The following is a 25,506-nucleotide window of genomic DNA, read 5'->3' as shown; positions in this document are numbered from 1 at the left end:
TAGCCCTTCTATAGAAAGGCTAGTTTTGTATGAGTGGTTATTAACAATTTTCGGGCTTTCCTGCATTCTTAGCTGTTCTGAAAGAAGAACCACATCCGCATGAGGCAATCGCATTCGGATTATCCAATGTAAAGCCGCCGCCCATCATATTTTGTTTGTAATCTATTTTTACACCTTCAAGCATGGAGAGGCTTTCTTTATCAACTAATACTTGTATACCCTCTGTTTCAAAGGTTGTGTCGTCTTCACCAGCTTCTGTATCAAATCCCATACCATAGGATAGACCACTACAGCCTCCACCTTGAACACCTACGCGAAGAAATTTAGCACTCTCTTCGGCTTCCATCATTGCTTTCACTTGACTTACTGCTGATTCAGTTATGTTTAACATTAAATTCCCTCCTACCTGTTTGTTTCTAATTCTAATTATAACGATTAATTCTCCTATCATCAAGAATCCTGTTCGAATATCCTGCCTAGATTGGGTAGTACTGTTTGGCACACTTGGCAAATTGATGGTAAGATGGAAGAGAGTTTCGTGAACCGAAATGACAATAACAATAACAATTATTACATATAAAAGGTAGGGGATAAAATGAGTACAGTATTACTGGATCAAAGTTTAAAGGGCATCCAAGAAAAAGTTATTAATGGAGAAAGGCTTTCTATTGAGGATGGTCTAAAGCTATATAAAACGACGGACATTCTAAGCATTGCTCAACTAGCAAATTATGTGAACGAAAATAAAAACGGCAAAAACGTTTATTTTATTGAAAACATGTATATAAATCCTACCAATGTATGTGAAGCTAGCTGTGCATTCTGTGGATTCAAGCGGAAACCCGGCGAAGAAGGCGCATATACAATGGACGAAGAGGCATTATTAAAATATGTCGCGGATCGCTGGAATGATAACATTCAGGAATTCCATATTGTCGGCGGGCACAACACCGAAGTTCCTTTCGATTACTATTTAGACACAATTAGAGCATTAAAGAAACACTATCCACAAGTGACAGTAAAAGCATACACGGGTGCTGAAATCGAGTTTTTTGCACGTCATGCAGGATTAACAATGAGAGAAGTACTGGAAAAATTAATTGACGCTGGATTAGATACATTGCCGGGTGGCGGGGCTGAAATTTTAACAGAGCGTTACCGTGCAAAAATGAGCCCAGATAAAGCTTCTACGTATGAATGGCTTGAAGCCCATGAAATTGCTCATGATCTAGGATTAAAAACACATGCAACAATGTTATACGGTGGAATTGAAACAAAGGAAGAACGTCTTATTCATATGGACAGACTACGACAGCTTCAAGATAAGACCAATGGCTTCATGGTATTTATTCCATTAGCCATGCAACCTAAAAGTGTCAACGCAGGTCTTAAACGTCGAACATCTGCCTATGACGACCTTCGTACGATTGCAATTAGCCGCTTAATGCTTGATAACTTTCAGCACATTAAAGCGTATTGGATTAATATCGGTCCTCAGCTTACACAGATGGCTCTTTCCTTTGGTAGCTCAGATATTCATGGGACGCTTATCGAAGAAAGAATTTCTCACTCTGCAGGAGCCTTGACATCTCAAGGGATGACTAGAGAAGAACTGGTGCATATGATCAAAGGTGCTGACAAACAACCAGTGGAAAGAGATACATTTTATAAAGAAATTAAGAGGTACTAACAATTAAAAAGGATCATACCGACTAATCAATTGGTATGATCCTTTTTAATGAGCTGTGCTAGGCTTACAGACTATTTAATAAACATAATTATACTAATTCCTAAGAAAGTCAGAATAGATAAATGTAGGCCGTTAGCTCTAAGTCCGGTTTGAACACCAGAGATGCCTACAATCCGACTGACCATTAAATTTAAACCAGAAAATGGACTTAAGGTTGAAGAAATTGACCATGCTAACAGAAGCAACATCGCCAATGCTAAGGTAGTTATACCTAATTCTTCTGGATTTAATTGCATAGCTAGCGCAGCAACTACGGCGATTTGATGTATCCCCACATAGGTTATAGATAACACGATTACCATCACAGCAATGGCAAACAATAGGAACGATCGATTAGCTAAAATCGTTAAAAACTCACTTAATGCATTTGCAAAGCCTGTTCCCTGGATAGCATGAGCTAATAATCCTGCACTTGTGAAAAGCATGATTTCGTTGTTCATCAACATGACAGATTGATCACGATATACTTTTAGCAGTGTACTTAGCCTGTGCCATCCATTCGCTATTGTTCCCCATATGATCGGTAACGAAAGAGAAATTAAACTAACTATCACAATCATCGACCACTTTGTGACGTATTCGATCGTTAAGGATGTTGTCATCAAGACTATGACAAAAAAGCCTAGTTGGAACAGTTTAAAACGATGTTTTTTATTTAGCGGAATTTTCGGATCATGACTTTTACTCAAAGGATGATTACGTTCCCAAAAAGCAAAAAGAATGTTTCCAACTATTAAAGATAGAAAGGATAAACCGATCCCATACAAAATATATTTCCCAACAGGCATCTCTAAGTAGTAAAGCACCAGAGAAACAGAAGCGAAATATGGTGACCACATGATTGCAGTTGAAAAACCGATCATATAACCCTTTACGGACATTGTAGAAGGAAGTTTAATATCGGTAAGAAATTCACTTATAATCCGGACAGAACCTAAGCTTAATATTGGACTTAATATAAATAAACTTGTAGTAATACCAGCAAATAACTGTCTAGGATGGTGTAATAAATTACGCAGTAAGGCATCAACAGCATCAAAATATCCACCTAGTTTTAGTGGAAGTGAAAGAAGTGGGGCCAGCGTGACAAGGCATATTAATGGTAAAATTAATAGCAGTCCTTGACTTATTCCTTCAAAACCTGCGCCTTTATTTAGTTCTAAAATCATCCCGGTTACCATCATAGTTATTCCTATTATTCTTGGAAAGCCCTTTGAAATGGATACGCTTGCCAAAAATGATAAAATAGCCATGATGACAACCAAGTATCCTAACCATTCAATATTTGCAAAATATTGGATGAGAAACAAGATACACATGGATAAAATGAGATAACTGCGCATGCAGCTGTCATCCCCTTTCTTGAAGACCGAAATATTATGTCACTGGGGTTGGATTAAACAGGCTAAGGTCATTGCTTATCCCCCAGTGATCTGCCCATGTTTTCTTACGGTCACTTGCAACATCCAATATGAAATGAAATAATTCCCACCCAATATCCTCAATGGTCGATTCGCCTGTAGCTATGGTGCCAGCGTTAATATCAATTAAATCACTCCACTGTTCTAATAAGGCATTTCTTGTAGAAACTTTAATTACCGGTGCCATTGATAATCCATAAGGCGTTCCTCTCCCTGTAGAAAAAACTTGAAGATGCATACCGGAAGCGAGCTGCAATGTGCCACAGACAAAATCACTCGCCGGTGTTGCAGCAAACAGCAAGCCTTTTTGGGTGGCCTTTTCTCCAGGTGATAATACACCTGAAATAGGACTACTTCCAGACTTAACTATAGAACCAAGCGACTTTTCAACTACGTTCGACAAACCACCCTTTTTATTTCCGGGAGAAGGATTTGCACTGCGGTCAGCATTCCCTTTTTGTAAATAGTCATCATACCACTTCATTTCACGTATCAACCCTTGACCAACCTCTTTATTTATAGCTCGTGGGGTTAATAAATGGACCGCATCTCTCACTTCAGTTACTTCGGAGAACAAAACGGTTGCCCCAGCTCGAACAAGTAAATCCGCAGTATATCCTATAGCAGGATTAGCTGTTACTCCTGAAAAGGCATCACTCCCACCACATTGCAAACCTATGACTAGATCGGAAACAGGACAAGTTACCCGCTCTCTCTTATTTAAGATTTCTAAACGTTCCTCAGCCATGTCTATAATCATTTTTACCATGTTTGTAAAACCTTGTTGGTTTTGGAGTGAAACAATATCTTCCTCATTACCTAATCTATCTGGCTGTAATTTTTCACACCCTAATCCCACAATCATTACTTCCCCTCCGAAATTAGGGTGGCTAGCTATGTTTTGAATCGTGCGAATCGGTATTTCAGCATCTGGAGCATTAATGGCAACACCACACCCGTATGTGTGATTTAGTGCTACAACATCATGAACATTTTGATAGTTTTGAAGGAGTTCTTTTTTGATTTTATTAACCGCGTAATCAAGTACACCAGCAACACACTGAACGCTAGTAGTTATTCCAAGTATGTTTTTGATTCCAGCACTCCCATCAGCATTTCTAAAGCCTTCAAAGGTATAACCTTCTATTGGTGGCTGAGCATCAGGTACTTTATTGGCCAGGGGAAGTTTATCTAATTCAGGCGGAATTGGCATTTGTACTAGCGATTCTTTAATCCAACTTCCCTTTTTAATAGGCGTTTTAGCAAACCCAATTACTTCTCCGTAGCGGATGATCGCTTGACCCTGTTCTAAATCCACTAAAGCCGTCTTGTGTCCTTGAGGTACAAATTCGAATAATGTAAGACCACATGAAAACACCGTTCCTTGCTTTAAACCACCGGAGTTAACTATAATTGCCACGTTGTCATGCGAATTGACTTTAATATACAATGGAATCTCATCTGATATCCGCGAGGGCATAAAAATCCTCCTTTTAAATTTTGTTTTTAACATTTATAATAAAAAATCAGGCTGTTTTCGTAAACCTTGTTGTTTTATGGAAATGGTCGAAGTGAAAAGCACCTTCTCCAGCGTTGGCCTCAGAAAACGTCCAGCTAGAACTTATTCGAGTACCACCTTGCACTAATTAAAACTACACCCTATAAGAAAACAGTAATAATTAAGAAAAACGCATAGCGTCTTTTATTAAATTTATGCATTCTTATCTTTTAAATGAAAAGTAGACCGAATTTCGGTCTACTCCTACGACTACGCTATTTTATCTCATATGCCGGAGTCTCTAACTAAACATGGCCGTTTGTTATTGAACTCCCATCCTGGAATCAGATATTGCATAGCGACAGAGTCATCACGAACACCCAAACCTTCTTTTAGATACAACTTGTGAGCGATTTCAATTTGTTCCATATTGATATCAATGCCTAGACCTGGTCTTTGTGGAACTTCAATCTTCCCATCAGTTATTTCAAAAGGATTTTTTGTTAAGTTCTGACCATCTTGCCAAATCCAATGTGTATCAATTGCTGTAATATCCCCAGGGGCAGCTGCAGCCACATGAGTAAACATCGCTAGAGAGATGTCGAAGTGATTATTGGAATGCGATCCCCATGTTAATCCCCATTCATGACACATTTGTGCGACGCGAACAGAACCTTGCATCGTCCAAAAATGTGGATCTGCTAATGGAATATCAACAGATTGCAAAGTAATGGAGTGACCCATTTGACGCCAATCGGTTGCGATCATATTGGTAGCTGTTTTTAGACCTGTCGCACGTCTGAACTCTGCCATTATTTCACGAGCTGAATAACCATTCTCAGCTCCGCAAGGATCCTCTGCATAAGCAAGTACGTTATGTTGACCTCGGCAAAGTTTAATCGCTTCATCTAGTGACCAAGCACCGTTAGGATCAAGTGTTATTCGAGCATTGGGGAAACGCCTAGCCAGTGCTGTAACCGCCTTCATCTCCTCCTCACCTCGTAATACACCGCCCTTTAATTTAAAATCATTGAAACCATATCGCTCATGAGCCGCTTCCGCCAATCTAACAATTGCCTCTGGAGTCATCGCTTCTTCATGACGTAACCTAGCCCAATCATCTCGTCCATTAGGATCACTTAAGTAAGGTAAATCTGTTTTGTTGCGGTCCCCGATGTAGAATAAATATCCTAATACTTCAACCTTATCACGCTGTTGACCTTCCCCAAGAAGCGCAGACACTGGTACATTCAAGTGTTTACCAAGAAGGTCAAGAAGAGCTGATTCGAGTGCTGTTACCGCATGTACCGCAATACGCAAATCAAATGTTTGCTGTCCACGTCCAGCGGTATCCCGATCTGCAAATTGTTTTCTTACTAAGTTAAGAATGTTATTATATTTTCCAATTGACTGACCAACGACTAATGACCTTGCATCTTCTAACGTTTGTCGAATGTTTTCACCACCTGGCACTTCGCCAACACCTAAGTTACCCGAGTTATCTTTCAAAATCACTATATTACGAGTGAAAAACGGACTATGTGCCCCGCTCAAGTTAAGCAACATGCTGTCATGTCCAGCAACTGGTATGACTTGTAGCTCCGTAATTACCGGTGTTGAGGTTGCTTTTTCATTCGTAACTTGTTGAATTTGCATATGGAATCACCCCTGTATGTTAAATAATCTTTTCAAAAAATTTGTTAAAACTGTCTTCTTTAAGCTAAGACTGGTCAAAAAGGAAATCTTTTTGACCCAGCCTCTTTTATATTTATTTCACAAAAATAGTTTTAATCGATGTGAAGAATTCTTTGGCAGCTTCACCTTGCTCGCGCGAGTGTGAACTAGACTGTTTCATACCGCCAAATGGGGCTTGAAGCTCTACACCGGCACTTTCTGAATTAATACGTATAAGCCCTGCTTCCATATCTTCTATAAATGAAAGCATGTTTTGAATATTACTTGTGAAAATGGAAGCACATAAGCCAAAATCAACGTCATTTGCAATGTGTAGTGCATCTTTTAAGTTGTTTACTTGTATAAGAGCTATTACTGGCCCGAATATTTCTTCTTGAGCAATGGTCATTTCAGAAGTAACATTTTCAAAGATAGTCGGCTCTACGAAATATCCACTGTCAAAACCTTCACCCTTTAAGCGGTTTCCACCAGCAAGAAGAGTTGCTCCTTCTTCTTTCCCTTTTTCAATATAATGTAGCACAGTATTTAATTGATTTTCACTTGCAGACGGACCCATCCATATTCCTTCTTTTAGGCCATCTCCAACTGTAATTTCAGCTGTTTTCTTTAATAGTTTTTCTTTAAATGTTTCATAGACTGCTTCTTCAATAATCACACGACTTGTAGCTGTGCACTTTTGTCCAGTAGAACGAAACGCGCCACTTATTGTTGCATCCACTGCTAGATCTATGTCACAATCAGCAGCCACGATAACAGGATTTTTCCCACCCATTTCTAATTGGTACTTTGCTCCACGAGCTAAGCAACCTTGACCAATGACTTTTCCAACTCCATTTGAACCAGTGAAAGTAATCGCGTTAACATTAGGATTATCTGTCAACGCTGGACCAATTACGGAACCAGGTCCTGTAACCATATTAACTACACCTGCGGGGAATCCAGCTGCTTCAAAGCACTCCATTACTTTTGCGCAAGTTACAGCTGTTTCTTGTGCAGGTTTAATAACCACAGAATTTCCATAAATGAGTGCTGGTGCCATTTTCCATATTGGAATCGCCACTGGGAAGTTCCATGGAGTAATGACGCCTACAACACCTAATGGTACACGGCTTGTAAACATGAGTGCGCTGCTATCTGTTGATGGGATAACATCCCCTTCTTTACGCAAGCCTTCTCCTGCGTAGTAACGAAGAATCGCTACTCCTCGAGCTGTTTCACCTTTTGCTTCTGGAAATGTTTTCCCCATTTCACGAGTCATACACTCGGCAATCTCTTCCAGTCTACTTTCTAAAATATCTGCAGCTTTGTATAGGAACCCCCCACGATCATTACCCGATAGCTTCTTCCAGCTTTTTTGAGCTTCTTTTGCTGCTGTAGCAGCATCGTCTATTTCTTCCTTTGTAGACATTTGCACATATCCCACTATATCGTCGTTATTTGCTGGGTTTAAACTTGGCATAACCTCACCACTTGTAGAAGCCGTCCAAGATCCATTTATAAAGTTTAAATAGGTTTCTTTTTTTGTATCAACTGTCATTTTAACTCCTCCTATCAAAATTTAATGAATCATAATTATAGATTAGTAGTTTGTTCACTTGTAACTGGATATTTTTCCAATGCTGAAACAATTATCTTTTTCAGTTCTTGGTAATGGCCTGATTCAACTGGTATACAAGGTGGACGAACAGTATTTGCAACTGGAAACCCTTGAATTTCCATTCCCGCTTTAATAAGAGAAACAGCATAGCCTTTTCTTGCTTTTCGAATTCGGTTAATTGGAAGCAGAACATTAACATATATTTCACTGACGAGAGCTTCATTGCCTTCAAGTAACGCATCGTAAAACATTTTTGAAATATGTGGCATGTAGTTTGACATTGCTGAGGAATAGGCGCTATACCCAATGTTTGCATAAGCAGGCATGGTAATTTCCGCAAAAGGCATTCCGTTCAACCACTCAAGACGATTACCGATTGTTTGAACCAATTCTAAATTTAATTCCATATCACCATGGCCATCTTTTAGAGCAACAATTTGTGGGAACTCATCTACTAGACGTTGTAATGTATTTAAATTAACAATTGCATTATCACGGTTATAAAGAATTGCATTTAGTTCGCTCGTTTGAATAATTGTTTTGTAGTAGTTGTATAGACCTTCTTGCTCTCCATTAACAAGGTATGGAGGAAGAATTAAATACCCATCTGCACCTAAGTCTTCCGATAATCTGAGTAACTCAATAGCGTCTTTAATGTTTCCGCCAACTCCAGTGTAAACTGGTACTCTGCCATCTGTAGTTTCAATAGCAACCTCTACCATTCTCTGATACTCTAATCTGCTTATTGCATGAAACTCACCAGATCCACAAGCAATAAAGATAGAACTTAGCCCCTCTCTTATTAGGTAGTCTATATTGATGGCTAATGCTTTTTCATCAATGTTTCCGCTTTCATTTAATGGCGCTGTTGGAAAACCTAAAATTCCTGTGGGGGCTTTTCTTTTACTAGTCATGACCAAATACTCCCTTCGATTTTAAAAGTTCTTTTAATGTTAATTAATTATTTTGTTCATTTGTCTTACAATTCAATGATTGTTTTAATTGTAAGACAAATGAACTTATGTGTCAACGTTAAAACTTAATTTTCACAACTATTCCTACCAACTAAAACTGTTTGGGCTCATAACATAACCATGTCATGAGCCCCATTCAGTTTGACTTGCAATCAAAACCTCTTACTCAGAAAGTTCTGTGTAGTAAGCTTCTGTTTCTTGCATGTAATCAAATGCCTCTTGCGGATTCATGTATGTTGGTGAAACCAAGAATTTATTAGCCTCAGCTACATATTCCTCATTATTTACGACTTTTTCAAGAGCCGTTGAAAATGCTTCTACAATTTCGTCAGGTGTTTCTTCAGGAAAACCTAAGAAGAAGAATTTTTCAAAACTACTATCAACGCCTTGCTCCTTGAAGGTCGGAACGTCAGGCATTAAGTCGACTGAATCTTCAGCCATAATGCCAAGAGATCTCATATCTCCAGATTCTACATATTCTGTTACTAACCCTAAAGAAGTAGGAACGATATCAATGTGTCCACCTAGAAGAGCTGCAATTTTATCAGCTGCTCCACCAACATCCACAATATTTAATTCGATATCCTGGTCTTTTTCTAGTGCTAGTAGTTGTAAGTGTGTAAGTCCACCAACTTCAGTGGCAATTGAAACTTCTCCTGGGTTAGCGCTAGCGAATTCAATCATATCTTGAAGGTCTTCAAATTCAGAATCAGCACTTACCATAAATGTATTTCCTTGATCTAGTACAGCAATTCCTGCTAGTTTCATATCTTCATAGCTAAAATCAACTAAACCTAAAATTTTATTTAATAACATGGAGTTATGAAAGAATAATGCAGTGTGACCATCTGCTTCGGCATCTAAAACCTCTCTTGCTCCTACAGTACCACCAGCTCCGGTAACATTGGAAATAACAACAGGTTGACCCAATTCTTCTTCCAGATATTTACCTAGTGTTCTTGCATTTAGATCCGTGTCGCCGCCTGCTCCAGCAGGAACAACAAATGTTATTGGTTCAGTAGGGTAATCGACAGCATCTTCTGAACTATCATTCGTTTCTTCCGATTCTTCGGCCTCATCAGTTTGTTCTGCTTCTGCTGGTTCCTCAGTATTACCCGTCGATTCACTAGAACTTTCTTCATTCGAACACCCAATAATAATTGCAGTTAGAAACATAATAGCCAACAATACTACCAATGGTTTTAATACTAATTTCATAATAAACCCTCCTATAATTTTTTTATATTCTAACAAGGGAGTAACCCCCCTATCAAAATCAATGTAGACTAAATACCATTATTCATATTGTCTAGACTTTCCAACTTTTTCCGTTTCTTTTTATAATTATCTCTAATTTTTAAGATAATAGATAAGGCAGCTAAACCTAAGAATACTGCTGCAATTGGTTGTGTAAGGAAAGGTAAGAAATCGCCTTGTGAGTACATAAGTCCTCTTCGCAAGTTTGTTTCCACTAGTGGACCTAAAATAAATCCAAGAATAACAGGTGCAACTGGAAACTTATATTTCAGCATTAAATAGCCAAGGATTCCGAATAATAAAAGTGCTCCTGCATCAAACATACGGTTGTTTACGCCAATCGCTCCCACCACACATAATACTAAGATGATTGGTAAAAGAATATATTTAGGTATACTTAAAATTCTCGTAAAGAATCTCATTCCAAAGTAAAGGAAAGCTATCATAGCTATGTTCGCAATAATTAGTGCAATAAAAATCCCATAAACAACATCGCCATTATCCTGGAATAACAATGGACCAGGGGTTAACCCATGAATAACTAATCCTCCAAGAAGAAGAGCTGTCACCGTGTCTCCAGGAATTCCTAAGGCAATCAAAGGTACAAGTGCTCCTCCTATCGCAGCGTTATTCGCTGATTCAGAAGCTACAACTCCATCTGGAATTCCTTTTCCAAATTTCTCAGGAGTTTTTGATTGGTTTTTAGCCGTCACATAAGCAATAATATTAGCGGTTCCTCCACCGATTCCAGGTAATATTCCGATAGCAACGCCGATGATACTTGACCTTAAACCATTCCATCCCTGTTTGAAAAAGTCCACCAGTGAAAATCCAAAACCTTTCATTTTATATTCGATTGATTTCTCTTTTTTGATTTTCCTTTCGGATGCTTTTATTATCTCCGCTACTGCAAACAGTCCGATTAGAACAGGAAGTAAATTGAAACCTGCATCAAGGCCGCTATATCCAAATGTAAACCTTGGAAACGCATCAATTGGTGCTGAACCAACCATCGCTAATCCAATTCCCATTAATCCAGCCAGTACACCTTTCACTAATGAACTGCCAGCTAAACTGGATATCATCGTTAAAGCAAATATCGTGATCGCGAAGTATTCATAAGGTCCAAACTTGAGAGCAATTTTCGCTAATGGTGGGGCTACAAGCATCAAGATGAAGATACTTAATAATCCACCTAAGAAAGAAAACACGATCGCATATCCAAAGGCCTTTCCTGCCTCACCATTTTTTGCCATTGGATAGCCGTCAAAAGTTGTTGCAATGGATGAGGGAGTTCCCGGTAATTTCAGCAGAATTGCTGGTATTAAACCACCTGATACACCACCAATATATAACCCCATCAAGATCGCCATCCCATCCATTTGACTCATCCCAAATGTCATAGGTAAGGTGATTGCAATGGCCATGGTAGCTGTTAGTCCCGGAATTGAACCAAACACAAGCCCCATAATTACACCTAGTAGGATAAACAGGATCGTTTTAAAGGTCATTACTGATGTAAGCCCTTCCAAAAATAAATCAAACATTCAAACACCTCCTTAACCTAAGATTCCAGATGGTAACCTTAGATGAAATATTGTTTTGAAACAATAATAGATTATCCCAGAAGAAACAACGGATATAATTAGAAAAAGTGTAATATTCCGATGTGCTTTTTCTGCCAGTAAATACATTTGTAAAAACAGATAAATAGCTGTCATAATTGGGAAACCAATTAAAGGCATTAATGCAACGTATCCAATTAATAAGCCTAATGTACCTAAAACAGACAACTTGCTAATTGGCTGATTCCCCTTTTCATCGTCATCGTCTTCATCATCGACAACGATAGCTTGTGGATTTTTTACTTGTTTAATAGTGTTAAATAATAAAATTAAACTAAGTATGAAAATCCCAATAGCGACCAACTTCGGAGCAAAATCTGCACCAATTTTAGATACTGTTAATTTTTGAATACTAAAAGTAGCAATAAACATAATAACTGATACAACTAGTAAGAAAACACTTGCATAAATATCTTTATATTCTTTTACCATCGCAGCCTCCCCCAATCTTAAGAAAAACTATCCTTCAAATTCCACTAGTGCTGCTAATAAAGCCTTGATATATCCGATTGAGTATGCAAAACCTACACTTCCATAACTCCAACCTATATTGGAGTGAGCCCAATTTCCATCAAGGTCAGGGTTATCACCTTCCATCATTGGAACATGATCAGGATTTAAACAGCCATTGTATCCAACCTTTTTCAGTTCTAGTAGAATCTTATACATGTTCATATCACCATCATCTAGTAGGGCTTCTTCAAAAGCTCCTGCAGTTGGTAACGATCCACGTACGTTACGAAAATGAACAAGAAAGATTCGATTTTTTCTGCCATAGTGGTTAATTTCATTTAACACTAATGGGCTTCCACCTTCCTCTGCTCTTGTTCCAACACAGTAAATGTAACCTACGTTTTTGCTTGGAAACTCATCCATTATTCGCCGGAAACCTAAACCACCAAATGGCGTTTCATGATTTGGTGAATCGGAAGGGTGCATTCCTAAGTTCACCTCATATTCTTCACAAACTGGAACTAGTTTGGAATATGCATCACGGAAACGACTTCTCCACTGTTCATGCTGCTCCAAAGTAGGCGTTTCAAACAGTTCTTTTTGGAAACTTAAGCTTTCTCCTCGAGCAATCGCTCCTCCTCTTTGAAGAGCTTGGTAACTTTTCGTCATGTAATTAAAAGTATCTCCAGCGAAACGTTGTCTAACAAGTTTAATACCTGCTTCACCAAACACCTTTACCGAGTTCACAGAGTTTTCTAATTCCTTCTCGCTACCTTTTTCATCGTTCATAAATTTTTGCGAAATATCAGGTAATGTCACTCGATTAACATCTAAACCAAAAGAACGTACTCGTTTTTTCATTTTCAAAACGGCATCCAAATCTGGAAACCCTTGTTCTTTTACACCCGGAAACGAAGAACCTGTCCCAAAATCAACGCAATCTACTCCTAGTTGACACATTTGTTTTAGATCGCCATCCGACAAGTCAAATTTAGTTGTTGTTACAGAAACTTTCATCATTACTATTCCTCCATTCAGACCGTTTCTTTCTATGTTGGCCTGTTATAATCTCCTTTGATATTAACCGGTGAAACACTTTTAAGAATACGCTTTCATTAATTGTTTTTAAAAGTCTTTAAACTGAGTAGCCCTCTGTAAGATAATTTTATTGTAAGACAATTAAAAAAATAAGTCAATACTGAATTTTCTTAATTTTATTAAAAAGGTGAAAAATAGAACACAATGATCTATTCTTCGGAGCTTAACATGCTTTTTTCTATTCCTTTTAATGCTTTTTTCCTTACGAAATCTAGATGACGATACATACTTATATATGCCTCTACCGGATCACGTTTTTCTAACGCATTGTAAATATCAATATGATAATTCAACGTATCAGTCAAGTTTCGATCTTCTAAAGGAATGTGATCCAAAACCTTTTGGTGAAACTTTTGCAATGGATCAATCATTCCTTCAAAAAGTGAGTTTTGGGCACTATGAGCAATTATTTTATGAAATACTTTATCAATTTCAGAAGAATCTTCTGTTGGTAACGTTCTCATTTTTTCAATATTTTCTCTTAGCATACGTAATTCTTCATCCGTAATTTTTTCAGCTGCCAGTGTTACTAAACCTAGCTCCAGTGCAACTCTTATTTCAATGATAGAAGGAAGGTCTCCGGCCGAAAGAGCAAGCATCATAGAAAAAGGTTTGCTGCCTATTTTATCGGAAAAAAAGCTACCACTTCGGGTTTTTCGGTTAATAATCCCCATTACCTCTAAAGATGTCAAAGCTTCCCTAATCACAGGTCTGCTAACATTACAAATATCCATTAGTTCAAATTCAGATGGGATACGATCTCCTGGTTTATACTTCCCAGTCATTAGCAGGTCAATTAATTCATCCATTACTTGTTTAGAAAGCGATTTACGACTGAGCGATTTTATATCCATCCCTTTTTTATCATTATCTATCATACTCTTTTCCTCCTTTGTTATTAATTATAATTGTAAGACAATATTCCATAAAAATATACAATTTCATTAAAATACTTTATATTTTTTCAAAATAAAAGCCTACCTCATAATTTAAGAGATAGGCGAAATAATCAATATTTATTTATCTTGCATATTTTTTTCTCCATGTTTACGTAACTCTTGAACCTCATCGAAAAAAGCATCAATTTTTTTGAAAAGTTTTCTCATATAAAAACCTTCCTTCGTTTTAAGTTACCTTTATTATGATAACCTTCAAAACTTTTAGCAAAGGTCATTTCCCTCCATGAAATCGGCAACATTTGCAATGTAAACGCGAACAACCACCTCAAACTTCTATATTCATCGTTTTTTGTTTTTGAGAATAAGTCATTGACTAATGAAATGCTGACCTCACCTTAACTTCTCCGTCGTCCAAAAATAATCTTCGTCAGCCTCTAATACGATCATCGTTTTATGACAGCAAGGCATATTTACTCTGACTTTCACCTGCTCTTTTGCTCGTCCCAAAGCTGCAGAGGATAGATTTGTCAATACATTATCGGTAGAACAATATGGGCATGATGCTAAATAGATATCCCCCATTTGTTTTTCGTAGGGCCATGTATGATCAAAAGGGATTGGTTTCAAAGAAAGTCCTCCTTATAAATAAGCTTTACTAACTTTTAATAAATAGTTAACGTTTTCTCCTAGCTCTGAAAAAAAAAGCTTGCATGAATTTCATGGCAAGCTAGATATACTAAAACATAGGGTTTTCTTCAATAAATGTATAGATATTTTGCAGCAATTCTTCATTCGTTTCACCTGTGACAACTTCTCCGTTCACTAATGCAAAACGATTACGTGCACATTGCCCGCAAAAACTTAAACAGCCATATTCGATCACATCTAAATCAGGATCTTTTTCCAGTTCTTCTTTAACTTTTTGAGTTCCACTTGCTAAGTTACTTACGCAAAACTCAATGATTGGGCCCACATTCATCACCTCATTGTATTGCTAACTTTCCTCGTCTATGCTACCTTCGTCCTTGAATTTTGTCAATTAATCAAGCTTGATTTTTATTATATTAATATTAAAACCGCTTCCAAAACCATTGTAGAATCCACAGGAAACTGATATATTTAGATTGTCAACAATTTCTCACAATAATATCGATGTAGAAAAAAATAAGCGTTCGGATTGTTTATTTTTTTTGTTATGATCGAAGGGGGTTAAGCCCGTGCGAAATCTAATCGTTTTAGGTGGAGGATACGGTGGGCTTCGAGCGATACAGAAGCTGTTAAATGAAAAAGATTTCAAAGATTTTACGATTACATTAATTGAAAAAGAAGCTTATCACAGTTTAAAAACGGAATTTTATGCGCTTGCCGCGGGAACAGTTGCGGATAGACACTTAAGAATGTCTTTTCCAAATGATGTCCGACTAGAATTAAAGTTTGAAACCGTAAAGAAAATTCAACTTGAATCGAACGAAATTGAACTTGAAAATGGTGAATTAATTCCATACGATGATTTAATTGTCAGTCTTGGCTGTGAAGACAAATACCACGGTGTTCCTGGAGCCAATGAAAATACGCTTAGTATACAATCGATGAGAAGAGCACGAAAAACGTACCAGGTTTTACAAGGTGTAAAACCAAAGGGCAGGGTTTCTATCGTTGGCGGTGGTTTAAGTGGCGTTGAATTAGCCAGTGAATTACGGGAAAGTCGTCCTGACCTTGAAATTATGTTGCTCGATCGAGGGGAAAATATACTCTCCATGTTCCCAGCCAGACTTTACAACTATGTCACTGATTGGTTACTCGAAAATAATGTAACATTAGTAAATCGAGCAAACATTACCAAGGTCGAGTCGAATGTCTTCTACAATCATGACGAGCCAATTGAAGCTGATGCTATTATTTGGACAGCAGGAATTCAAGCGAATAAAATTGTCCGCGAATTAGACATTGAAAAAGATCATATGGCTAGAGCTCACGTTACGAAATATCACCATTTGCCGGATTATGATAATGTATTCGTTGTTGGTGACTGTGCCGCCTCCAGTCATGCACCCAGTGCTCAATTAGCGGAAGCCCAGGCTGAGCAAGTAGCTATGCTCCTCTTAAAAAAGTGGAATGACGAACCTTATCCTGATGAAATGCCTAAAATTAAACTAAAAGGCGTTTTAGGCTCCCTAGGTAAAAAACATGGCTTTGGACTAATGGGAGAAAAGTCTCTCACCGGTCGAGTACCAAGAGTATTAAAATCCGGTGTGTTATGGATGTATAAAAACCATTCCGGTCACTAATCAAAGCTAATCTATAGTCGAAGTAAAACGACTACCACCATCACTTAGGAATATAAAAATCAAAAAAAACGCCATAGCGCGTTTTTTTATTTTATAAACTAATTTCTTCTATTTTTTTAAAGATAGTTGCTAATTTAGGATTTCCTTCTGCCACCACTTCACCATTTAAAACGACAAGTGGATAAAAATATTCTTCTTCTTCAATTTTATCCGAAAAAGAATGTTCTTCCTTTGTTACTGGATTTTCAATGTCACAATAGTGTATGTCAATTGCCATCTCAGGAAATTTACGTTTAATTGCAGCCTCTAACCATTCTTTCGTCTCATAAGCACTTGGTAAATGGATGCAACTAGCGCACTTTATTTCTGCACCATATACCGTTATTTTTATAACAACCATATCTTCAATCCCCTCCACATACGTACATTTTATCATAAGCCTAAAATTAAATTTATGAACCCTGCCTTCTAATAGAAAAAATGACATAAAAATTAAGTCATCATCATGGATTTTTTTCGAAAAAGATACTATAATAGATATTAAAGAAAGGAGTGTTGCAAAATGACTACAGAAACAATGGATTCACAAGTTCAAGAGGTGCTCGATAAATTACGTCCATTCCTTCTTCGTGACGGTGGAGACGTAGAACTAGTTGATATCGAAGACGGAGTTGTAAAAGTTCGTCTTATGGGAGCTTGCGGTTCATGCCCAAGTTCAACAATTACTTTAAAAGCTGGTATTGAGCGCGCACTCTTAGAAGAAGTACCTGGTGTAACTGAATTAGAACAAGTATTCTAAGACAATATATGCAAAAGAGTTCTGACAATTATTTGTCAGAACTCTTTTTTTATGATTCAGTACGCCATATTTCAGGATTGAGAATAGTTTTAGGCTTGTCCCCATTTAATACATCAACAATATTCTGGCTTGCCAGAGAAACCATATTAAGCCGTGTTTCCACACTGGCACTACCGATATGGGGCAAAGCAACGACATTTGGATGAGTCAATAATGGATGCTTATTAGAAATGGGTTCCTCCTCAAAAACATCTAAGCCTGCTCCTGCAATTTCCTTGTTTAGCAGCGCTCTTTCCAGGTCTTCCTCTACTACAAGACCTCCTCTTGAAGCATTAATAAAAAATGCTGATCGTTTCATGCTCTGAAAAGCACCTTCATGAAAAATTCCTTTTGTCTCCTTGGTTAAAGGGGCTAAACAAACGACGAAATCTGAACGAGAAAGTAACTCCTGAAACGGAACATATTCTGCTCCAAGTGTATCTTCTATATGTTGATTTCGAGATCGATTGTGATATAAAACCTTCATATCAAATCCTGATGCCCGTTTAGCCACAGCAGCTCCAATTCTGCCCATTCCAAATATACCAAGTGTTTTGTGATGAATATCACTCCCGGCTAAAAGCATTGGCGCCCAATTTTTCCACTTATCATGCTTTACAAAATCGGCTGCCTCAAGGATGCGTCTAGCAGTTGCCATTAACAAAATAAAAGTCAGATCAGCCGTTGTGTCTGTAAGTACATCTGGAGTGTTGCAGACAACAATTCCTTTTGCAGATGCTGTTTCAACATCAATATTATCAAAACCTACAGCCATATTTGCTACAACTTTTAAATTGCTAGCCACACTCAATAATTCTTCATCTACTTGATCAGACATCATGGTTAGTAACCCATCCGCTTTTTTTGCCCTTTCAAGCAACACTTCCCTTGGGACTGGCATTTCTTCTTCCGGCCATACTTCAACTTCTGCAACTGTCTTCAATGCGCGTAATGATTCTTCAGGAACACACCTCGTAACAAATACTTTTGTCATATACTAATCTGGCCTCCTATTTAAAAATACTTCTGATGCAAGTATATCTTAATTTGGCCATATCTCTCATTTATTTTAAAGTAATCTTCGTTTATTCAAGATTTTCTTCCAAGGAGAGTTCTTTCCGTTGCAAAAACTAATTCCCTGTTGGTTGAAAGAGCCTCAATTAATCAACCACTCGGGTAATATAGATGGATCTTTGGCTGTGAAAAACAAGGAACATATATGCTGAATAAATATTTCATAATCCTCAGAATTAGTAACCATGTTTACAAACTTTGTTTCCATTTCAGATCTTGTTTTGTCATCAATAGCCTGGTAATATTTTTCTAAAACATCAAAGTATTGTGCAGGAAAAAGCAACCTTGAGACAATGATATATCCATCCCACTCTACTAAATTCTTTACTGAATGGTATCTTTTAATAAACCGATTCGCCCGATCGATCTTTTCTTGCAGCACTTGTTCATTTTTTGCTATATGTCGTAAGTATTCCGTTATATCTCGCGTAAAATGATCACACACAAAGTCGGTTGGGAACTTTACATCAGATACATTTAGGCTATCTGTCTTTAACCAGCTATTTTCATGAAACCGATGATGGCATACTGTACGTCCGTTGCCGTCAGGATAATAGGAGGGCTTCATACTTATCATTTCAGTGACCATTTGTATCGCATTTTCTGTCATTGCTAAATAATAAGGAAACGTCAGAATAAATTCAGTATCTAATGCTGTTTTAACTGGCTCATTCATTATTTTTACATACCAGCTCTCTAACTGCTCTAACCGTTTGATCCATCTTTCTCTCCAAGATGTCCAGGTAGCATTCTCCTGTTTCGATGTGGACACATAGCTCTCTCCATCCAAATGAAACTGCGCAAGTTTTTTTGCCTTTGATTTTTCTTGAATTTGCTGTTCCCTATTTAACCCGGTTTTCAATTGAAAAAGGACCGTTTCTTGTCCGTCTATTATATTAAGCGTGCTCCCTCCTTTTGCCTTCATTGGATAGGCAATTCCCAGATGATTTAATGATTGAAAATGTTCGGCCATTTTTAGTCTCTCTTCTAAATGGACAATTTGAGTTTGCGGATATGGTCTTAAAATATAGGTTTCCTGTTCATCAAAGATAATCAGATCATTTCCAGCCTGCTCAACATTTTTGAGATGAATGCCAAAATGTTCATACAAGTGTCTTTCAAGCATTCAGACTCTCCCCTTTCTCTTGTTCCTCATTTCTCTGGTTATCGTATGATTCAAACGCCCAAAACGTTCTCCTGCCTTAGAATAACTTTTTCATATCTGAATACACTAACAAAACAGTGAAACCTTATAAAAGTAGGTGAAAGAATGTCGCAGGAACATATGATTGTTGAAGAAACAGCTAGAAGGTGGTTGTCCGAAAGAGGTGTCACAATTCCCGATATTGCCGATTTGGTTTATGGATTACAGAAGGATGTGCGTGGAGAACGTAGAAAAAGTCCTCATAAAAAGCCTAAGTTTTTTGACTTAAGATTACTATGAATTAAAAAGGTATGGAAATAATTACATAATGGTTAAAAAGACACCAAACCACATTTTGCTTTTGTGGTTTGGTGTCTTTTCATCTATTGGCATGCTCCCTAATATAATTAGGTAAGTCTTTTAAAGATTTTAATTCAATAAATTTCCCCTTAAACTCCGTTTCGATTTCTAAGTTCTTCTTATTATATGCCCATTCAATATCTGAGGGAATGTGAATGGCGTTAATTTCTAAATCAATCGCCGGCTGAATGTCAGTTCTTAGGGAGTTACCAATCATCCAAGTTGACTTAGGGGTTATTTTAATTTCTTCTATTACTTTACGTAAAGCATCTGCATTTTTGTGTTCAAAAATATAAACATTATCCTTAAAGTATTCTTCTAATTCTAACTGCATAATTTTTCTATTTTGATTCGGTTCATCTCCACCAGTAAAAAGGTACATAGAATGACCTTCATCCTTTAAAGTATTCAAGACATCATACATATCTGGAAATGGTTGCACCTCAATTTCAAATACACTTTTCCCGATATTTTTTACTATTTGTAGTTTTTCCTTCTCATTATTTCTATCACATTCTGTGCAGAAAGACATATAAGTTGTTGCAAGTGACTTAGGGAACCTTGAAGAATGTAAACCATGTTCTTTAACACTTTTTATATCAATTTCTATTTGCCTTTTTCTAATTTCTTCTTTGCTTAAATGGTCAAACCATTCTTGTATTTGTTCAACAAATTCATCAACTGCATTCTTAAAATATTTATTACAGTGAACCAATGTATCGTCTAAATCAAAAATTAATGTTTGTGATTCCAAATTTAATACCCCTTCCAAAAGAACTAATTATGTTTTAATGTTTGAGTCACTATTTACGTTGCTTATTATGTCTATCTTCCCTCTTTAAAATCAAAACGATTGGAGTAAATTGTCTATATCACTGTTATAAGGACATTCTTTATTTTTCCCCAATTAGTTTTTGATATATACTATTGTTGGAGCTTATCGCTGGCTGCCGCATCAAGCCGATTAGCCACAGTAAAGATGGGGAATATGACAAATAACAGAATAAGAAAATCTTTTTAACACAAAAAAACCAGTCAATTGGACTGGTTTTTTTATTTAGAATGTTAAATAGCTTGATCGAAGCAGAGAAAATCCACCTTTTGCGAATCCAAATTCTAATTTGAAAGAACTTTAAATATTAGCTTCTGATATACTTTGTTTATAACACTGTCCAATCATCTAGGGAATCAATAGACCATGTTGGTTTCTTTTTTTCTAGGGCCAATTGTTCCTTGGATGTCACACCAGTGTGAACAAGAAGCGTATCCATATTGGCATTAAAACCGGCCATAATATCTGTTTGATAATTATCGCCCACCATCACTGTGTCATCAAGAGGAACTCCTAAAACTTCCAAGGCTTGGTCTACAATAATTGATTCTGGCTTACCGATAAAAGTTGGCTCTACACCTGTTGAAACACGAACAACGGATGTGAGTGAACCATTGCCTGGTAAAAGTCCTCTCTCTGTCGGTATTGCAACATCTCCATTTGTAGAAAGGAACCTTGCGCCGTTTCTTATTGCCAAACAAGCTATTGATAGTTTTTCATATGTAATATTTCGGTCGATCCCCATTACAACAACGTCTACGTCTTTATCCGTCACTTTTAAACCCTGATTAATCAAAGCTTCTTCCAGTCCATTTTCTCCGATCATAAACGTATTCGCTTTTCCATGCGTTTCGTCAATATATTGCGCCGTTGCCATACTTGTTGTAAAAACATGACCTTCCGTAGTCGGAATTCCCATTGACACAAGCTTATCGGCTACTTGCTTCGGTGTTCTCGACGAGTTATTTGTTACGAATAAATAAGGAAGTTCTTTCTCAATTAACTTCTCCACAAAACGGGATGCGGCTTCAATTTTTTCTTCGCCCCGATACATCGTCCCATCTAGATCAATCAAATATCCTTTATAATGCTTCATACCTTCACCTCTTAAGAAAAACGCGTAGCGTCTTTTATTTAATACAGCGTGATCTTTAGCCACCATCACTTAAGTATGCGTGGGTTTCCCTTGATACTTGTGGCGTAAAGATAGCTGTCAATTTTATAAATTCTTATCTACTAAGAAAAACGGCAGAGCCGTCTTTTATTAAATTCGACTCCTACCTATACTTCCTTGTTTGTAGGTAAGAGATTTGCGCCATATTATTTTTAATTTTGTTCAAGCTTACATGAAAAAAACCGTTATGTCCATCCGCTTCATTTCTAGGACACATTTTTATGATCATTATTTCTCCGGTAAAAAAGCGGAAACTGGTCCTAATTCTGTCTTTAAATATGACCTGACCTTTAACGGAAAGGTTTTTAAAGCTTCCATTTGTGATTGAAAAGCATCATATAGATCTTTATCGTTTAATTGTGTATATTGCTGTAATAAATCTTTACGCCAAGGAATTAGCGAGGTCAATGCATCTCCCTCTATTTTTAGAAGCACTTTTTCATCTACCATAATATGGAGGATATCTTCATAGCTTCCTGGGTCTCTCATAATAAAACCATCAATCATTTGGTTTCCTATATCCATTACCGTTTCGATAATCATATGGCACATTCTTTCCGTTGCCATTTTTGAAAAGAGAGTTGATGGGGTTTCTGATTTCTCTAGCTCTTTTATTAACGACTCTAAATATACAATTCTGGTTTCCATTAGTTCCCTATCGACGAAATACAAGACAATCATCTCCTTAACTTTAATTAGTATGACACATTGAAAGGGTTTCCCATAAAAAATATAGACTAAATACGCGAAAAAGATATATTTTGTATGTAATTTTTGATATTATGATGAAGGATTAAAAGAACTATATACTTATTATAACCGAAACATAACAACTATTGGAGGAATCAATATGGATCGAGAATTAGCAATGGAAATAGTACGCGTAACAGAAGCTGCTGCACTGGCTTCAGCTCAGTGGATGGGCAGAGGACTTAAAAATGAAGCCGATGATGCAGCTACTACAGCAATGAGAACCATGTTTGATTCAGTTAATATGAAAGGAACTGTTGTTATAGGTGAAGGAGAGCTTGATGAAGCACCTATGCTTTATATAGGAGAAGAGTTGGGTTCTGGAAATGGTCCAGATGTAGATATCGCTGTTGATCCGCTTGAAGGAACGAATATTGTTGCTAAAGGTCACCCAAATGCTATGGCAGTAATCGCAATAGCCGATCGAGGCGGACTATTGCATGCTCCTGATATGTACATGGAAAAAATTGTTGTCGGTCCTGAGAGTGCCGGCTTAGTAAGATTAACCGATCCTATTGAAAAAACAATCGATATTGTTGCTAAAATGAATAACAAACGTGTTCGCGATATGACTGTCATCATTCAGGAGAGAGAAAGACATCAAACTTTAATTGAACGTGTCCAAAAGAAAGGTGCTCGTGTTAAACTATTTGGAGATGGTGATGTTGGAGCTTCTATTGCAACCGCGTTACCACAAACAGGTATTGATCTATTCGTCGGTACTGGCGGGGCCCCGGAAGGCGTCATCTCCGCTGCTGCGATCAAAGCATTAGGTGGAGACATGCAAGCAAGACTCGTTCCAATGAATGAAGAGGAAACAGAGCGTTGTAAACAAATGGGTTTAGCTGATCCAACCATGCTTTTAACATTGGACGACCTAGTTAAAAGTGATGACGCTATTTTTGCTGCTACAGGTGTTTCATCTGGTGAATTATTGGAAGGTGTTCGCTTTATGGGCGGGGACTTGGTAGAGACAGACTCCATTGTAATGCGTGCCAAAACCGGAACTGTTCGTTACATCAAAGCCCAGCATCGTTTAAATAAAAAGCCGCACTTAGTCATGCCAGAAAATAGCTGATTAGAAAAATCGTCATAAACTGTATTGTTTTATAATAATTGTCGAGCAATCGATAGACGGTGATTTGCAGAAAATAACCTATATCAAATATCCTATTCGGAGGAGTGACCGTATGAGTGAACGATTTTTCCTTTACGACGATGAAGAAGAAACCAATACACGATTCGTAAGCTTTATGGGAGAAGCACAGCGATTTGATTTAGCGATTACGACAACTTCACGACATTACGGTAAAAAACTAGTACTCGATATGCAATCAAACCGATTTGCAATTCTTGGTAGTGACGATCTTGAAACAGAAGGCTACATTGAAAGAGCATTTGACATTTCCGATGAAGAAGAAGGAAATGAACTGCGTAATTTCCTCTTAGAGATCATTTAATTGTAGGTTCTTTAATTTTACTTTTTATAAACCTTTTACTATTGGAAAGCGTCGCCTAGAGCAATTTCAAGTACCTCTCTTTTCGAAGCAATAAAAGAATCTTTCAGAAAACACTTTAATTAAAAACAGCTTCTTTTGCCATATAGGTAAAAGAAGCTGTTTTTATATAGATTCCTTATAAAACATACTATTTAATACAGTGTGAGTCTCCACCGTTACGAATTCGTTTGTGTTCCTGTTACTTTTTTTACCACAAAATAGGCACATCCAAAATTACAATATTCATATAGATATTCCGGTAAAAAACCTATTTTGGCATCAACAGAGGACTTACGATTTTTTTCTTCAAAAAAACCTTTAAGGCGAAGTTGCTCATAACCCCAGTCCCCGACAATGTAATCATATTTATTTAAGACGTCACTGAATCTAGCCTTGAAATCTTCTTCAGACCAACCTTCTCGAAACTCTTCCACAACTTCATACGTATTTCCCTGAATTTCAACCATCTATGATCACCTGCCTTCACTTCTTCTATCTTGCCTTATTTCTTTCTAAAATTCAATGCTTAGTTATCATAAATTACCACCTTAACTTAAAGAAAAATTGTACATCCTAATCAAGAAGGAGGTGGAAAATATGTTAACGAATCAATTTCGTAAAAGCTGTGGTTTTTTCCTTGTACTATCCATCCTATTGACCGGTTGTGGCGACAATATGGAAGGATTCAACTTCATGAATGGATCTAATGAACAATCGCACGCCATTAACAAGGAAAACGTAGGAGATACGAATCAATTCACACAATATGGATTTGAACGTCATTCTAAAAAAGAAGCGCAAGAGGAAGAAGTGCCCGGTTATGCAGTTTATGATCGTCCCTTATTAGCAGAAAGTATCAGTGAGATGTCTGCAAACTTAAAAAATGTTCATGATGCAGGTGTATTAGTCACTGGTCAACATGTGTTGATTGCATTTGAACATTCCTCCGAGGATCGCGAAGCTGTCGCAGAACAAGTAAGAAAAACAGCAAAATCAGTGGTACCTGATTATTACGATATTTATGTTAGTGATGATGTTCTGTTAATGGAAGACATTGAAAGTTTTGAAGGCGAGTCCTCTAGAGATATTGAAAATATGCGGGCTTTGGAACAAATAATAGAAAGAATGAAAAATTCTCCCCAAGGTGACCTAGCAAACGAATCAGCCCAAAATGATTAATTTAGTGACGGTCTCGTGCGGTCGTACGAGGCTTTTCATATTTCACGTATGAATACATCATAATAATCAAACGATACAAGAAAATAATTGAAAGGAGACTA

27 protein-coding genes are annotated in these 25,506 nt (G+C 37.3%); 7 read left to right on the top strand and 20 right to left on the bottom strand.

Features of this window, described 5'->3' with window-relative positions; all coding sequences use genetic code 11:
- Positions 1 to 40: 40 nt before the first annotated feature.
- Complete coding sequence (locus ACHABW_RS14545; protein ID WP_435756070.1) at positions 41 to 391, bottom strand: HesB/IscA family protein; 351 nt, start codon at positions 389 to 391, stop codon at positions 41 to 43.
- Between the two features lie 204 nt (positions 392 to 595).
- Here ACHABW_RS14545 and mqnE point away from each other — a divergent pair, with 204 nt between their 5' ends.
- Complete coding sequence (gene mqnE, locus ACHABW_RS14540; RefSeq protein WP_435756068.1) at positions 596 to 1,690, top strand: aminofutalosine synthase MqnE; 1,095 nt, start codon at positions 596 to 598, stop codon at positions 1,688 to 1,690.
- A gap of 71 nt (positions 1,691 to 1,761) precedes the next feature.
- Here the strand turns inward: mqnE and ACHABW_RS14535 are convergent, their stop codons facing one another.
- From ACHABW_RS14535 to ACHABW_RS14480, 12 genes are all read right to left on the bottom strand, one after another.
- Positions 1,762 to 3,093 carry a hypothetical protein gene (locus ACHABW_RS14535; RefSeq protein ID WP_435756066.1) on the bottom strand — a complete coding sequence of 444 codons (1,332 nt, stop codon included), beginning with the start codon at positions 3,091 to 3,093 and terminating at the stop codon, positions 1,762 to 1,764.
- A gap of 34 nt (positions 3,094 to 3,127) precedes the next feature.
- Positions 3,128 to 4,651 carry a galactarate dehydratase gene (garD, locus tag ACHABW_RS14530; protein WP_435756064.1) on the bottom strand — a complete coding sequence of 508 codons (1,524 nt, stop codon included), beginning with the start codon at positions 4,649 to 4,651 and terminating at the stop codon, positions 3,128 to 3,130.
- Positions 4,652 to 4,954: 303 nt separating this feature from the next.
- The gene (gene gudD, locus ACHABW_RS14525) at positions 4,955 to 6,325 is read right to left on the bottom strand and encodes a glucarate dehydratase (RefSeq protein ID WP_435756062.1); all 1,371 of its coding nucleotides are present in this window, start codon (positions 6,323 to 6,325) and stop codon (positions 4,955 to 4,957) included.
- 112 nt (positions 6,326 to 6,437) lie between these two features.
- Positions 6,438 to 7,901: an alpha-ketoglutaric semialdehyde dehydrogenase GucD gene (gene gucD / locus ACHABW_RS14520; protein ID WP_435756060.1), complete on the bottom strand. Its 1,464-nt coding sequence runs from the start codon at positions 7,899 to 7,901 to the stop codon at positions 6,438 to 6,440.
- A 35-nt stretch (positions 7,902 to 7,936) separates the two neighbouring features.
- On the bottom strand, positions 7,937 to 8,875 hold the full coding sequence (gene kdgD / locus ACHABW_RS14515) for a 5-dehydro-4-deoxyglucarate dehydratase (RefSeq protein ID WP_435756058.1): 939 nt from the start codon (positions 8,873 to 8,875) through the stop codon (positions 7,937 to 7,939).
- Positions 8,876 to 9,097: 222 nt separating this feature from the next.
- Complete coding sequence (locus ACHABW_RS14510; protein ID WP_435756056.1) at positions 9,098 to 10,153, bottom strand: tripartite tricarboxylate transporter substrate binding protein; 1,056 nt, start codon at positions 10,151 to 10,153, stop codon at positions 9,098 to 9,100.
- A 68-nt stretch (positions 10,154 to 10,221) separates the two neighbouring features.
- Positions 10,222 to 11,739, bottom strand: coding sequence for a tripartite tricarboxylate transporter permease (locus ACHABW_RS14505; RefSeq protein ID WP_435756054.1), 1,518 nt, complete (start codon positions 11,737 to 11,739; stop codon positions 10,222 to 10,224).
- Positions 11,740 to 11,751: 12 nt separating this feature from the next.
- Positions 11,752 to 12,249, bottom strand: a complete 498-nt coding sequence (locus ACHABW_RS14500) for a tripartite tricarboxylate transporter TctB family protein (RefSeq protein WP_435756052.1) — start codon at positions 12,247 to 12,249, stop codon at positions 11,752 to 11,754.
- A gap of 27 nt (positions 12,250 to 12,276) precedes the next feature.
- On the bottom strand, positions 12,277 to 13,290 hold the full coding sequence (locus ACHABW_RS14495) for a mannonate dehydratase (protein ID WP_110938934.1): 1,014 nt from the start codon (positions 13,288 to 13,290) through the stop codon (positions 12,277 to 12,279).
- 227 nt (positions 13,291 to 13,517) lie between these two features.
- Entirely contained in the window at positions 13,518 to 14,246 is a 729-nt protein-coding gene (locus ACHABW_RS14490; RefSeq protein WP_110938933.1) for a FadR/GntR family transcriptional regulator, read from the bottom strand.
- 411 nt (positions 14,247 to 14,657) lie between these two features.
- Complete coding sequence (locus ACHABW_RS14485) at positions 14,658 to 14,894, bottom strand: hypothetical protein (RefSeq protein ID WP_110938932.1); 237 nt, start codon at positions 14,892 to 14,894, stop codon at positions 14,658 to 14,660.
- Between the two features lie 109 nt (positions 14,895 to 15,003).
- Positions 15,004 to 15,240 carry a YuzB family protein gene (locus tag ACHABW_RS14480; protein ID WP_110938931.1) on the bottom strand — a complete coding sequence of 79 codons (237 nt, stop codon included), beginning with the start codon at positions 15,238 to 15,240 and terminating at the stop codon, positions 15,004 to 15,006.
- 244 nt (positions 15,241 to 15,484) lie between these two features.
- On the opposite strand from ACHABW_RS14480, the gene ACHABW_RS14475 reads away from it, so the two are divergent.
- Positions 15,485 to 16,555, top strand: coding sequence for an NAD(P)/FAD-dependent oxidoreductase (locus tag ACHABW_RS14475; RefSeq protein ID WP_110938930.1), 1,071 nt, complete (start codon positions 15,485 to 15,487; stop codon positions 16,553 to 16,555).
- A 91-nt stretch (positions 16,556 to 16,646) separates the two neighbouring features.
- Here ACHABW_RS14475 and ACHABW_RS14470 read toward each other — a convergent pair whose 3' ends face one another.
- Positions 16,647 to 16,955, bottom strand: a complete 309-nt coding sequence (locus tag ACHABW_RS14470) for a YuzD family protein (protein WP_435756048.1) — start codon at positions 16,953 to 16,955, stop codon at positions 16,647 to 16,649.
- Positions 16,956 to 17,117: 162 nt separating this feature from the next.
- On the opposite strand from ACHABW_RS14470, the gene ACHABW_RS14465 reads away from it, so the two are divergent.
- Positions 17,118 to 17,354, top strand: coding sequence for a NifU family protein (locus tag ACHABW_RS14465; protein ID WP_110938928.1), 237 nt, complete (start codon positions 17,118 to 17,120; stop codon positions 17,352 to 17,354).
- Between the two features lie 49 nt (positions 17,355 to 17,403).
- Here ACHABW_RS14465 and ACHABW_RS14460 read toward each other — a convergent pair whose 3' ends face one another.
- Together ACHABW_RS14460 and yutH are read right to left on the bottom strand one after the other, a co-directional pair.
- Entirely contained in the window at positions 17,404 to 18,387 is a 984-nt protein-coding gene (locus ACHABW_RS14460; protein WP_435756046.1) for a 2-hydroxyacid dehydrogenase, read from the bottom strand.
- 162 nt (positions 18,388 to 18,549) lie between these two features.
- Complete coding sequence (yutH, locus tag ACHABW_RS14455) at positions 18,550 to 19,593, bottom strand: spore coat putative kinase YutH (protein WP_435756044.1); 1,044 nt, start codon at positions 19,591 to 19,593, stop codon at positions 18,550 to 18,552.
- A gap of 144 nt (positions 19,594 to 19,737) precedes the next feature.
- Between yutH and ACHABW_RS14450 the strand changes: the two genes are divergently transcribed.
- On the top strand, positions 19,738 to 19,911 hold the full coding sequence (locus tag ACHABW_RS14450; protein WP_435756042.1) for a hypothetical protein: 174 nt from the start codon (positions 19,738 to 19,740) through the stop codon (positions 19,909 to 19,911).
- Between the two features lie 79 nt (positions 19,912 to 19,990).
- Here the strand turns inward: ACHABW_RS14450 and ACHABW_RS14445 are convergent, their stop codons facing one another.
- The 3 genes from ACHABW_RS14445 to ACHABW_RS14435 form a co-directional block, all read right to left on the bottom strand.
- A complete protein-coding gene (locus tag ACHABW_RS14445; protein ID WP_435756040.1) occupies positions 19,991 to 20,725 on the bottom strand; it encodes an HAD family hydrolase in 735 nt (244 codons plus the stop codon).
- 406 nt (positions 20,726 to 21,131) lie between these two features.
- Positions 21,132 to 21,899: a TIGR01457 family HAD-type hydrolase gene (locus ACHABW_RS14440; protein ID WP_435756038.1), complete on the bottom strand. Its 768-nt coding sequence runs from the start codon at positions 21,897 to 21,899 to the stop codon at positions 21,132 to 21,134.
- 306 nt (positions 21,900 to 22,205) lie between these two features.
- The gene (locus ACHABW_RS14435) at positions 22,206 to 22,658 is read right to left on the bottom strand and encodes a DUF86 domain-containing protein (RefSeq protein WP_435756036.1); all 453 of its coding nucleotides are present in this window, start codon (positions 22,656 to 22,658) and stop codon (positions 22,206 to 22,208) included.
- A gap of 169 nt (positions 22,659 to 22,827) precedes the next feature.
- Here ACHABW_RS14435 and glpX point away from each other — a divergent pair, with 169 nt between their 5' ends.
- Positions 22,828 to 23,805, top strand: coding sequence for a class II fructose-bisphosphatase (gene glpX / locus ACHABW_RS14430; RefSeq protein WP_435756034.1), 978 nt, complete (start codon positions 22,828 to 22,830; stop codon positions 23,803 to 23,805).
- Between the two features lie 112 nt (positions 23,806 to 23,917).
- On the top strand, positions 23,918 to 24,187 hold the full coding sequence (locus ACHABW_RS14425) for a DUF3055 domain-containing protein (RefSeq protein ID WP_110938921.1): 270 nt from the start codon (positions 23,918 to 23,920) through the stop codon (positions 24,185 to 24,187).
- Between the two features lie 215 nt (positions 24,188 to 24,402).
- Here ACHABW_RS14425 and ACHABW_RS14420 read toward each other — a convergent pair whose 3' ends face one another.
- A complete protein-coding gene (locus ACHABW_RS14420; RefSeq protein ID WP_110938920.1) occupies positions 24,403 to 24,693 on the bottom strand; it encodes a YutD family protein in 291 nt (96 codons plus the stop codon).
- A gap of 130 nt (positions 24,694 to 24,823) precedes the next feature.
- Between ACHABW_RS14420 and ACHABW_RS14415 the strand changes: the two genes are divergently transcribed.
- Positions 24,824 to 25,405, top strand: a complete 582-nt coding sequence (locus tag ACHABW_RS14415; protein WP_435756031.1) for a YhcN/YlaJ family sporulation lipoprotein — start codon at positions 24,824 to 24,826, stop codon at positions 25,403 to 25,405.
- Positions 25,406 to 25,506 lie beyond the last annotated feature (101 nt).

Origin of the sequence: Salipaludibacillus sp. CF4.18 (assembly GCF_051262595.1) — a bacterium.
Taxonomy (GTDB): Bacteria; Bacillota; Bacilli; order Bacillales; family Salisediminibacteriaceae; genus Salipaludibacillus; species Salipaludibacillus neizhouensis.
This window is presented reverse-complemented; position numbering and strand designations above follow the sequence as displayed.